Source organism: Candidatus Avelusimicrobium stercoris (genome assembly GCF_002437085.1).
Taxonomy (GTDB): Bacteria; Elusimicrobiota; Elusimicrobia; order Elusimicrobiales; family Elusimicrobiaceae; genus Avelusimicrobium; species Avelusimicrobium stercoris.
In genome coordinates, this window is sequence record NZ_DJOA01000051.1 from 1 (window position 1) to 11,347 (window position 11,347).

Annotated in this window: 14 protein-coding genes; 13 read left to right on the plus strand and 1 reads right to left on the minus strand. The window is 50.1% G+C overall.

Going from position 1 to position 11,347, the window contains the following annotated elements:
- Positions 1 to 104 precede the first annotated feature (104 nt).
- The 9 genes from B2118_RS07275 (at position 105) to B2118_RS07315 (ending at position 7,256) form a co-directional block, all read left to right on the plus strand.
- Positions 105 to 416, plus strand: coding sequence for a S8 family serine peptidase (locus tag B2118_RS07275; RefSeq protein WP_428054622.1), 312 nt, complete (start codon positions 105 to 107; stop codon positions 414 to 416).
- A 53-nt stretch (positions 417 to 469) separates the two neighbouring features.
- Complete coding sequence (gene gmk / locus B2118_RS07280) at positions 470 to 1,063, plus strand: guanylate kinase (RefSeq protein ID WP_428054624.1); 594 nt, start codon at positions 470 to 472, stop codon at positions 1,061 to 1,063.
- 17 nt (positions 1,064 to 1,080) lie between these two features.
- Positions 1,081 to 1,377: a hypothetical protein gene (locus tag B2118_RS07285; RefSeq protein ID WP_428054626.1), complete on the plus strand. Its 297-nt coding sequence runs from the start codon at positions 1,081 to 1,083 to the stop codon at positions 1,375 to 1,377.
- Position 1,378: 1 nt separating this feature from the next.
- A complete protein-coding gene (locus B2118_RS07290) occupies positions 1,379 to 2,302 on the plus strand; it encodes a uracil-DNA glycosylase (RefSeq protein WP_428054628.1) in 924 nt (307 codons plus the stop codon).
- A 6-nt stretch (positions 2,303 to 2,308) separates the two neighbouring features.
- Positions 2,309 to 4,279 (plus strand): replication restart helicase PriA, encoded by a 1,971-nt coding sequence (priA, locus tag B2118_RS07295; protein ID WP_428054630.1) that lies wholly within the window; start codon positions 2,309 to 2,311, stop codon positions 4,277 to 4,279.
- Between the two features lie 10 nt (positions 4,280 to 4,289).
- A complete protein-coding gene (locus B2118_RS07300; protein ID WP_428054632.1) occupies positions 4,290 to 4,622 on the plus strand; it encodes a DUF805 domain-containing protein in 333 nt (110 codons plus the stop codon).
- Positions 4,623 to 4,712: 90 nt separating this feature from the next.
- Entirely contained in the window at positions 4,713 to 5,873 is a 1,161-nt protein-coding gene (gene tyrS / locus B2118_RS07305; protein ID WP_428054634.1) for a tyrosine--tRNA ligase, read from the plus strand.
- Positions 5,873 to 6,838 carry an endolytic transglycosylase MltG gene (mltG, locus tag B2118_RS07310; protein WP_428054635.1) on the plus strand — a complete coding sequence of 322 codons (966 nt, stop codon included), beginning with the start codon at positions 5,873 to 5,875 and terminating at the stop codon, positions 6,836 to 6,838. Before tyrS ends, mltG begins: the two co-directional genes overlap by 1 nt.
- 70 nt (positions 6,839 to 6,908) lie before the next feature.
- Positions 6,909 to 7,256, plus strand: a complete 348-nt coding sequence (locus B2118_RS07315; RefSeq protein WP_428054637.1) for a DUF190 domain-containing protein — start codon at positions 6,909 to 6,911, stop codon at positions 7,254 to 7,256.
- A gap of 477 nt (positions 7,257 to 7,733) precedes the next feature.
- On the opposite strand, the gene B2118_RS07320 is transcribed toward B2118_RS07315, so the two are convergent.
- Positions 7,734 to 8,225, minus strand: coding sequence for a type IV pilin protein (locus B2118_RS07320; RefSeq protein ID WP_428054639.1), 492 nt, complete (start codon positions 8,223 to 8,225; stop codon positions 7,734 to 7,736).
- A gap of 121 nt (positions 8,226 to 8,346) precedes the next feature.
- Between B2118_RS07320 and rbfA the strand changes: the two genes are divergently transcribed.
- The 4 genes from rbfA to ribF are packed head-to-tail and all read left to right on the plus strand — an operon-like array spanning position 8,347 to position 11,293.
- Positions 8,347 to 8,706 (plus strand): 30S ribosome-binding factor RbfA, encoded by a 360-nt coding sequence (gene rbfA / locus B2118_RS07325; RefSeq protein WP_428054641.1) that lies wholly within the window; start codon positions 8,347 to 8,349, stop codon positions 8,704 to 8,706.
- Entirely contained in the window at positions 8,696 to 9,691 is a 996-nt protein-coding gene (locus tag B2118_RS07330; RefSeq protein WP_428054643.1) for a DHH family phosphoesterase, read from the plus strand. The genes rbfA and B2118_RS07330 overlap by 11 nt, the downstream gene beginning before the upstream one ends.
- The gene (gene truB, locus B2118_RS07335) at positions 9,669 to 10,385 is read left to right on the plus strand and encodes a tRNA pseudouridine(55) synthase TruB (RefSeq protein WP_428054645.1); all 717 of its coding nucleotides are present in this window, start codon (positions 9,669 to 9,671) and stop codon (positions 10,383 to 10,385) included. Before B2118_RS07330 ends, truB begins: the two co-directional genes overlap by 23 nt.
- Entirely contained in the window at positions 10,382 to 11,293 is a 912-nt protein-coding gene (gene ribF, locus B2118_RS07340; RefSeq protein ID WP_428054647.1) for a riboflavin biosynthesis protein RibF, read from the plus strand. Before truB ends, ribF begins: the two co-directional genes overlap by 4 nt.
- Positions 11,294 to 11,347 lie beyond the last annotated feature (54 nt).

Here is an 11,347-nt window from a genome sequence, read left to right on the forward strand (position 1 = left end):
TTAATTCAAGCACAAGCCGCGAATATTATTTAAACCCCGAGGTATAAAAGCCGAGGGGTTTTCTTATGCCTAAATTTTCGCACAAACTCTGCTATAATGTAAGTATGAAAAAATTACTCGTTATTTTTACGGCTTTGTTTACGCTCGGGGCCTGCCACTCTGCCCCCAAAACGGCAAAAAGCCAAGAACCCCAAAACCGCACCTTAATTATTTTTTATGATGCCCAAGTGGGCAAAGAACCCCTTTTTAAGGCCGCGCAAAAGTACGGCTCGGAAATTATTTACGATTATAAAAACTTAAACGGCGCCGCCCTGCGCGTGCCCGATAACAAAACGCCCGCAAAAGCCATAAAATATTACAAAAAAGTGCCGGGCGTGCTGTCCGTGGAAATGGACAAACGGGCTTATTTAATGTAAAAGCCCCAGTCCGGGAACTTTACCCGGGGCTAAATATTTACTAAAATATATCAATGAAGCCTTTTCCTATTATTGTTTCTTCGCCCTCCGGGGCAGGTAAAACTACGATTGTAGATGCGGTCTTAAAGCGCGACAAATCCGTTTCGCGCGTGATTACCGCCACCACCCGTGCGCCCAGAACCGGCGAAAAAGACGGCGTGGATTACCACTTTTGGACGATTAAACAATTTGAGCAGGCCATTAAAAAAGGCCAAATGTTGGAGTGGGCCCAAGTGCATACGCACTATTACGGGATTCCCAAAAAATCGGTGGATGATCTGATGAAGAAAGGCATTTGCCCCATTTTGGTAATTGACGTGCAGGGCGCACGCACCGTAAAAGCCCAATACCCGGATGCGGCCACCGTGTTTATCGTGCCACCGAGTTTAAAGGAACTTAAAAACCGCATTTTGCGCCGCAACGACAATACGCAGGATATTGAAATCCGCTTGGAAACGGCCAAAAAAGAAATGCAGGAACTGGACCGCTACGACTACGCCTTGCTCAATGACGAACTGGCCGAGGCCGTGGATAAAATGGCCGGGATTGTAGCCGCGGAACAATGCCGCGTATGCAGACAAGATTTAAAAATTAAAAATCTAAAATAAAACTTGCGAGGGATAATATGTCTTTTAAAAACGACAAAGAATTTGATGCCAAACTTATGAACTTTGACGGCGACCGCTACGACGTAGTCGTCTTGGCATCTATGTGGGCCAAAGAACTCAAAAAGAAAGACGAATACAAAAACCAGCCCAACGCCGTCGTTATCAAAGTGGCGCTGGACGACATTTTGTCCAACCGCGTTTCCAAAGAAGAAGTTTTAACCGTGAGCAAGAAGAACCTGGAAGCCGAACTCAAAGCCCAGGAAGAAGCCCGCAAAGAAGCGGAACGCAAAGCCAAAGAACCGATGAAACTGTAATATGGCCCAGGATTCGCTGCGCCGCTTGGCAGGAGAATTAAAACGCTTTATTGCCAACCAGGAAGAAGACGAATTTATCTTAACGGCCGCGCCCCAGCGCGCGGCCGCTGTTTTACCGTCTAATCCCGCCCCGCAGACCAACCCCTTGCCAAAAATGCCGGAAGGCGAAACCCTGACTGTGGAATTTACCCGCAAGCCCCAAAGCATTATCCCCCCGGCGGTTGCTGCTCAACCGTCCGCCGAAGCCGCACAGCCGGCCAACACACAAGAAACTTTGCCCGGGAGCCTTATGACCACCGCCGAAAAAACCGCCGCACTAGCAGAACTTGCCGAAACCATTAAAGCCTGCACCCGCTGTCCGCTGGGTTCCTCGCGCTTAAACGCAGTACCTGGGGAAGGCAATGTGGACGCCGACCTTATGTTTGTGGGCGAAGGCCCGGGTTTTGACGAAGACCGCCAAGGCCGCCCGTTTGTGGGCCGCGCCGGGCAGTTGTTAGACAAAATGATTGCCGCTATGGGCTTAAAGCGCGAGCAGGTTTTCATCGCCAACATTGCCAAATGCCACCCGATGACGGACCCGCTTCACCCCGAAAAACACGGCAATGACCGCGCACCAAACGCCGCGGAAATCGCCTGCTGCCGCAAATATATTGAAAAGCAAATTTCCATTATCTGCCCCAAATACGTCGTGGCGCTGGGCGGCGTATCGGCCAAGGCGCTTATTTCGGACGCCAAATCCTTGGGCGCACTGCGCGGCAAATTTTACGATTTGCGTTTAGACAGCGTTCAATTACCCCGCCCCGTTAAAATTTTGGCCACCTTCCACCCCGCCGCCCTGTTGCGCAACCCCGGCTGGAAAAAAGACGCTTGGATTGACCTGCAAATGGTAATGGCCGAACTGGGTTTAAAAGGCGCCGCCAAATAATCCTTTATGTACTGCAAAGTTGTGTTTGACGTACCGCTGGACCGCGATTTTGACTACTTGGTGCCCGATGAACTGGCCGCCAAGGTTGCACCCGGCGTGCGTGTAACGGCTCCGTTTGGCCGCGTACTAACGGGAGGGATGGTTGTGTCCGTGAGCGAGGTCCGCACCGCGCCCGAGGATATGAAATTAAAGGAAATCGCCTCGGTAGTGGACGAACGCCCCCTGTTCGGCTCCGACTTATTCCCGCTGACCCGCTTTATGAAAACCCATTGGGGCTGCCCCGTGGGGCAAATCCTTTTTGCACTCGTTCCCCCGCAGCCCTATTTTAAGGTGGATAACGCCCCTGTTTCCGTGCATATTGACATCAAAACACCCGCTTTTACGCTGACAAAATCCCAGCAAAAAGCCTTAAACACCGTCCGGTCGTTCCCGGCCTACGAATTTCACCCGGTGCTCTTTAACGGACCGTCCTATACAGGCAAAACGGAAACCATTTTGCGCTTGGCCGGCGACGTACTGGCCGGATACGGACAAACCTTAATCACCGTGCCCGATATTGCGGCGGCTCGGCAGTTCATTGCCGAGGCCGAAGCCCGCTTTGGTACAAATAATGTATTTTGCTGGCACAGCCGGATGCTGTTATCCAAAAAGAAGAAATACTTTTCCGCCATTTCCAACGGCCTGCCCTGCGTGGTGATTTCCACCCGCTCCGGGGCGTTACTGCCCTTTAAAAACCTGCGCCTGGCCGCCGTATTGGACGAAGGCGACGACAACTATAAACAAGAGGAAAACAAACCCTACTACCACCTGCGCGATTTATTAATGTTCCGCGCCAAGGCACACGGGGCGGTGCTGGTTTTTGCGTCCGCCACGCCCAGCGTGGAAATGCTGAAAATGGTGCAGGATAAACAGGTTTTGCAAATCCCGTTTACGGAAGCGGTACCCGGGCACAATTTCACGCCCCAAATCAAAATTACCGATAAAAAAGGCGAAAAAAGCCGCTTTTTATCCGACTTTTTGCTTAGCCAACTGGCTGAAAACCTACAAAAAAAGGAAACCTCTCTTTTAATTTTAAACCGCCGCGGCTACTCCACCGCTTACTATTGTTTAAACTGTGGCGCATACGCCAAGTGTAAAAAATGCGGGGCTATTTTATCGCGCGAAAACACGCCCGAACACGGCGACCGCCTGGTTTGCAAAAAGTGCGGGCATACGGAGACCTTACAGCAGGAGTGCCCCCAATGCCACAACCTGATTTTTAAATCCCGCGGCGGCGGCACGCAAAAAATCGTTACCGAGGTGCAAAAACTCTTCCCCAAGGCAAAACTCCTGCGCTTGGATTCAGACACCTTAAAAACCAAGGCGGGCCAAGGGTTTGAAGCCTTAAACGCCCTAAAAAGCGGCTCGGCGGACATTATTGTCGGCACGCGGCTGGCCTCCGGGGCGTTACGCGGGGCCAAGGTAACACTAGCCGCCGTATTGGATGCGGAACTGGAACTGGACGGGCCGGATTTCCGCGCATCTGAAAAGTACGGGCAAATGCTCTTTGGGCTGCGCGGGCATTTATCGGGCGTGGCGGACGGACGGCTGATTATCCAGGCCGCCGACAAAGAAGCCTACGATTATTCCCCCCTTTTATCAGGCGATTATACCAGCGCCGCCGAAACAGAACTGTTCCTGCGCGAAAGTTTTTCCTATCCGCCCTATACGCGCCTAATTAAGGTGCTGATTAAGGCAAAGGATACGGCCCTTTTAAACGCTGAAACCGCCCAAATCAAGCGTTTGGGCTACAACCGTGCCATAGAGGTCTTGGGGCCCGTGTGGTGCGCCAAAAAGACGGATGTATTAAAAAAGCAATATTTGCTTTTTAAAACGGACGAAGCCCGCTGGCTGGATTTGCTGGCGGTGCTGGATTCCTACACGCCCGCCAAAAAAGTTACAATAAAGGTAGCGGCGGACCCGTACGATTTTTATTAAGGAGGGAATTATGGGATTTTTTGGAAGATTGCCTAGACTTGGTTATTTGTTCCGCTTGTGCATTACCGGCGTGTTTTACGCGCTGGGCGGACTGCTTGTACATATTGGGTTGCCGGGTGAGGGCACCTCGCTCTTTGGCCTGCTTTGTATGTTCTTTGGAAGCGGGTTTGTACTTTTGGCGTTTTTGATGTGGTGGTTTGCCACCGTGCGGCGGTTCCACGATATGGATTTATCCGGCTGGTGGTTTATTTTGGCCCTGCTTTTTCCGCCCATTATTACGCTGGTGCTGTGTTTGTGGCCGGGCACACGCGGATATAACCGTTTCGGCTCGCCTTGGTATTAACTTTTTTCCGCCCGGCATATTACCGGGCGGTTTTAGTTTGTATATGGTAAAATATAGAAGATAACCCGTTTTTATATTATGGAGAAAACAATGACTTTGGATGAACAAATCAACTTTTTAACGCGCGGCTGCGTGGACGTGGTGTCCAAGGCGGACCTCGCAAAAAAATTAGAAAGCGGCAAAACCTTAAAGGTAAAACTCGGCTGCGACCCGACGTCTGCCGACCTGCACTTGGGGCACAGCGTGGCCCTTTCGCTCTTGCGCAGATTTCAGGATTTAGGCCATAAGGCCGTGCTCGTCATCGGTGATTTTACCGCCGCCGTGGGCGACCCCTCCGGCCGCGACTCTACCCGCCCCGTCTTGCCGCGCGAAAAGATTTTGGAAAACGCAAAAACCTATACCGAACAAGCCTTTAAAGTATTGGACCCGTCCAAGACCGAAATCCGCTTTAACAGCGAGTGGCTGGACCCCTTTGTAACCGGGAAGGATTTGCTCCAAACCTTGCAAAAAGTAACTGTGGCGCAGGTGCTGGAACGCGACGATTTCAAAAAACGTATGGCTTCGGGCAACCCCATCAGCCTTTTGGAAGTGTTATACAGTTTATTCCAAGGGCAGGATTCCGTGGCCTTGCACGCCGATGTGGAACTGGGCGGAACGGACCAGATTTTTAACCTGTTGGTAGGCCGCCAGTTGCAAAAGAACAACGGGCAGGAACCGCAGGTTGCCATTACGGTACCGCTCTTGGTGGGCTTGGACGGCGTGAAAAAAATGTCCAAATCCTACGGCAACTATGTGGGACTAAACGACGAGCCCAACGATATGTTCGGCAAGTTAATGTCTATCCCCGACGAATTAATGCCGATGTATTACGAACTTTTAACGTCCGAAAATATGGACGAAATCAAAGCAATGCACCCGATGGCCGCCAAAAAGAAATTAGCGGGCATTATGGTTACGCGCTTCCACGGTGAGGACGCCGCCAAGGCCGCGCTGGAAAACTTTGAAAAGGTCTTCTCCAAAAAGGAACTCCCCACGGATATGCCCGAATTTAAAGCCGAGGACGGCGCGCTCCTTTCCGCCATTATTTTTGCGGCGGGTGCGGCGCAAAGCAAGAACAAAGCCCGTGGTCTTATTGAACAAGGCGCAGTGCGCTTAAAAGGCGAAAAGGTACCGCAGGACGGCCCCTTACACTTTGAAGCGGGCGATGTTTTACAGGTGGGCAAACGCCATTTCTTTAAACTGGTTAAATAATGAAAAAATTCCTCTTGCTTTTAATCTTTTTTTTCTGCTTGGCAATCGGTGGTTGCTGGGCGGTAAAAACTTGCTTTTTAAGCAAGGGGAAGTTAGTTGTAGTAACCATTGAACCGGGCGCCAGCGGTTCCGCAGTAGCAAAAACACTTAAAGAAAAGGGCATTATCAAAAGCCAATTTTTCTTTAAACTGATTTTGCGTTTAACCTCTTCTGCGCGTGATTTAAAGGCCGGACGCTTTGACCTGCGGGAAAACACCTCGTCCTTTGAGGTTATCAACTGCATTAAAAGCGGCAAATGCACCCATTATGAAAAAGTAACCGTCTTGGAAGGGTGGAGAAGCGAGGAAATCGCCGAAGCGTTGGCCGAGCGCAATATTACGGACCCGCACGCGTTTTTGGATATCGTCCGCCAAAAGGATTTGGAAGGCTACTTATTCCCCTCCACATATTTATTCGCCGAAAACACGCCCGCGCAAAAGGTGGTGGACGAAATGTTGCAGCAGTACCGCAATAACATTTCGCCGCTCTTTAAACAATACAAAACGGACTTAACCGAAAAACAGGTTTTAACGGTGGCCTCTATTGTGGAACGCGAAGCCATTGTGCACGACGAACGCCCTAAAATTGCGGCCGTCTATTTAAACCGCTTCCGCATTGGCAAACGCTTGGAAGCCGACCCGACGGTGCAATACGCGCTGGGATTTAATTTAAAGGAAAACCGCTACTGGAAAAAGGGCCTGACGTATTCGGACCTGCGGACCAAATCCCCCTACAACACCTACCGCAACGCGGGGCTGCCCCCGGGGCCGATTTGTAACCCAAGCAAGGAATCCGTACTGGGCGTGCTCAACCCGCAACCCAACTTTGAAGCGCTCTACTTTGTGGCAGACCACGGCGGGCGGCACGTCTTTTCCCGCACGTTTGACGAACACCGCGCGCACATCCGCCGTATCCGCGGCAAATAATTAGCCTTTACAACTATCCCCCGCAAGTGCTACGATACCCAAAAGGGATACTTTCCCGGGGGAGTGCACTATGCAAAAAGCAAAATTACTCAAAATTTATGTCAGCAGTACGGACACGATTAACCACGTCCCGCTTTACGAAATCATCGCCAAAAAGGCGCAGGAGTTTGGATTAGAGGGCGCCACCGCACACCGCGCGATGTTAGGCTTTGGACCCAGTACTAAGTTGCGCTCGGCGCATTTTTTGGAACTGGTGGAAAAGTACCCGGTACTGATTGAAATGGTGGACGAACCCGCCAAAATTGACAATTTTGCCAAGGCCATTGAACCCGTGTTAAACAGCCAGCCCAAGGGGTGCTTAATGCTGGCGCAAGATATTGAGGTTTTATTTAAAAAACACGGCACCAAGGTTCAATAGCGGTTCACCGTGTTTTCTGATTAGGTTGTAAGTTCTTGCCGTCATCCTGGAAAGTCGTAGTCCAGGATCTGTCGTTATTAAAAAAGAGGAAAACAACAGATTCCCGAACGCTCCGCGCCGGCAAACCTTCCAGAATGACTTTATTTTTATAAACACCAAACAACCCGTGCGGTAGATTCTGAAAGCCCTAGCGTGCCGCACTTTGCAGGCCGCACCCTAGCGGGCCGCCACTTCTCCGCGCTCTTTTGATTAATGGAGCCACACTGTTTTTGTAATGTTGCCAACGAACGAAACAGCAAAAACAAATAACACAAGTCCGTTAAAAATAAAAGTCATCCCCGAGGAATTTAGTCGGGGATCCGTTGTTATTAAACAAGAAAACAACAGATTCCCGACTACAACCTTCGGGAATGACGACTTGATGAAAAAATCCCCGATACATAATGTACCGGGGATTTTTTAAACTACTTGTAAAACTTATTTAATGACGCCGTCAGTCGCACCGTTAGAAATAGATTTGCACATAGCGGTTACCGTAGCAGAAGCAGTTGATTGCTGACATTTGCGGGTAATCGTACCGTTAGCATCAATGGTAAGCAAAATAGCATACTGATTATCGCCAGAGGTAATAGCAGTACCATTATTAGCACGAACAGCATTGGCGGCAAACGTAGTTGCATTATTGGCAGACGTAACCGTTAACGTAAAGTTTTTCGTGCTTGTAGTAGTAGGAGTCTTAGAATCAACACCCGGCAACTGGATATCCAAAAGAGTTAAATCGTTTGTATAGCCGCCCGTGCTCATTTTATAAATTTCTTCGGCATTGGCCAAGTTACCCAAGAGGGTAATGGCTTCCGTCGCGCGGGATTTTTCCACCGCTTTGGTGTATTGCGGCAACGCCACAGCGGACAGAATCCCGATAATCAACACTACTACTAAGAGTTCAATTAACGTGAAACCTTTATTCATAATATTCTCCTATTGTCTTTTTTCCGCGCGCCCAAACGCGCTACTTAAATAGTTTAAATATATTTGAAAGCAATTTCAAGTATTTTTTTGCCTTAAAAACCAAAATGCTATAATAAAGTATATGATAGACAGAATCAAACGTTTGGAAACCCTTTTTTTAGAAGAGATTAACACTCTCATCACCAAAATGGCCGCTAATGGCGATTTTGGCGGCTTTGTAACCATTACGGCGGTGCGCCTGTCCAAGGATTTAGCCAACGCCAAGGTGTATTTTTCCGTCTTTGGCTCTCCCGAGGACAGAAGAAAAACGCAAGACGCCCTTTCGCTTTTGCGCAAGGAAATCGGCGCCGACCTGCGCGGCCGCTTACACTTAAAACGTATTCCTTCCTTCACGTTTGAATACGACGACACGCCGGAAAAAGCCTCCCGCGTAGAAGCCATTTTTCAAGTAATTGAAAAGGAAAAACAAAATGGAAAATAGAGAAGCGAGTTTGGAGAAGATTTGGCAAGCCGTGCGCGCCGGAAAGAAATTTTTCATCGCCGGGCACTTAAACCCGGACGGGGATTCCTTGGGCAGCACGCTTACGATGACCTCGCTTTTGGAACGCTTGGGCAAAGAAGTATATGCCTACTGCGCGCCCGCTATCGGAAATGATTTAAAATTTCTGCCGGGACTCTCTAAAATCCACGTCGGCGTTCTGCCGGAAAACCCCGATTTTGACACCGTTATTTTGCTGGAATGCTCCGACCGCAAACGCGGCGGCGATTTGGAAAGCGTACTCAGCCAAGCCAAAACGCTGATTAACATTGATCACCACTTGGTGAGCGACGATTACGGCGACCTTAATCACATTGATTCCGTTGCCTCCTCCACCGCCGAAATTATTTTCCAATTTTTTGAAGCCTCCGGCGAGGATAATTTGCTCCCTACGCCCGACGAGGCCACCTGCCTCTACACCGGCCTGGTTACAGACACGGGGCGCTTTGTACACTCCAACACCACCGCCGAAGCCCTGCGCGTGGGTTCCGCCTTGGTTGCCTTGGGGGCGGATGTAAACCAAATCAACCAAGTGATTTACTTTACCAAATCTTACATTGAGTTAAAACTCTTGGGCCGCGCGCTGGAAAAAATGGAAATGCGCTTTGACAATAAGTACAGCCAAATTATTCTTACGCAGCACGATTTTGAAGCCTTTGGCGCCACGCCCGCCCAAACGCAGGGGATTGTCAGCCAACCGACAATGATTCCCGGCGTGGAGGTTTCCGCCCTTATTAAAGAGGAGCCGGACAAGGTATCCGTCAATTTGCGCTCCCGTGGTAGCGTGGATGTAAGCCGTATCGCCCAAACCTTTGGCGGCGGCGGGCACGCGCGGGCCTCGGGCTTTAAAGTTACGGGCAAGAGCGTAGCACAAGTGGCCGACGAACTGGCCGAAGTGGTATTAGATGTCGTTAAAAAACTTGCCTGAACCGCAGAAGAGCGGCCTTTTGCTGATTGATAAACCGGCGGATTTTTCTTCGCACGACATTATTGCCGTGTGCCGCCGGGTTTTAAAAACCAAAAAAATCGGCCACAGCGGCACCCTGGACCCAATGGCCACTGGGCTTTTGATTTTGCTTATCGGGCGCGAAGCCACCAAACAACAAACCGCCTTTTTAACCCTTTCCAAAACTTACTGCGCCGTATTAAAACTGGGCACGGAAACCGACACCTGGGACGCACACGGCGACGAGGTAAACCAACTCCCCGTTCCTCCGCTTACCCAAGCGCAAGTGGAAGAAGCCGCAAAAAAACTTTCCGGCCTTATCCGCCAGCCGATTCCGTTTTTCAGCGCCAAAAAAATCGGCGGCGAGCATATGTACGAACTCGCCCGCAAAGGCAAAGAAATGGAACGCCGCTACAACGAAGTTTCCGTGGAGTGGCGCAAAGTTCAACTGACCAAGCCGGACGAAATTGAATTTACCGTACATTGCTCGTGCGGCACTTATGTACGCTCGCTGGGCTTTTTGCTTGCGCAAAAACTGGGTACGACAGGGCATTTAACCGCTTTAAGAAGGCTTGAAATCGGCCCGTACAGCGTGCAAAACGCCTTTGACGGCAACTTGTTAAAGGGCTGTGAAACCGCCGCGCTCTACGCGCACGTGGAGCCCGTAAACGTATGAAACGCAAACATTTTATCACTATCGGCACTTTTGACGGCGTTCACACCGGGCACCGCCATTTGTTCAGCCATTTGGAAACCTTGGCCGCCGGGGCTTTGTTAAAGCCGCTAGCTCTTTATTTTCCGCTCCCCCCCAAAACATTGCTTTCCGAACACCCGGAAATGAGTGTTCTAACCTTGCCCAAAGAAAAAAAGCGGCTCTTGAAAGCGGCGGGGCTACCCGCAGAAGCGCTTGATTTTAAAGTATGCCGGGATATGCCCGCGCAGGATTTTTTTGGGCAGACCTTGCTTGAAAAGTACCAAATGGGCGGGCTCCTTGTCGGACCGGACTTTGCCTTTGGGAAAAACCGCCAAGGCGGGATAGATTTTTTACGCGCCGAGTGCGCCAAATATAAAATCCCCTTTTCTGTGGCGGATTTTTACCGTGCGGGCGGAGAGAAAATTTCCTCCTCGCTTATCCGCAAGGTGCTGGCACAGGGAGACATCAGGCTGGCTAATACGCTGTTAGGCCGGCCGTATGAACTTTCCGGCGTGGTGGTAAAGGGGCATAAATTAGGCCGCAAATTGGGCTTTCCTACGGCTAATTTGGATACGGGCATTTACAAGATTTTGCCGCTGGGCGTATTTGCCGTAAAGGTACGCGTAGGGCGCAAACTCTACGACGGATTTTGCAACATCGGCTTCCGCCCGACCGTCAATACCTTGCACACCGTTTTGCCGCTGGTAGAGGTGAATATCTTTGATTTCCGCCAAAGCATTTACGGACGCCAAATAACCATTTGGTTTGCGGACAAACTGCGCGAGGAAACCAAGTTCAGCGGATTAGAAGCATTAGTCAGCCAATTAAAGCAGGACCGCGAGGAAGCCCGCAAAAAACTGCAAGGCTTTTTGGTGCAACAACCAATCTAACAAAAAATACCACAATAAAAATAAAAGTCATTCTGGGTATAAAGGCCAAAACGT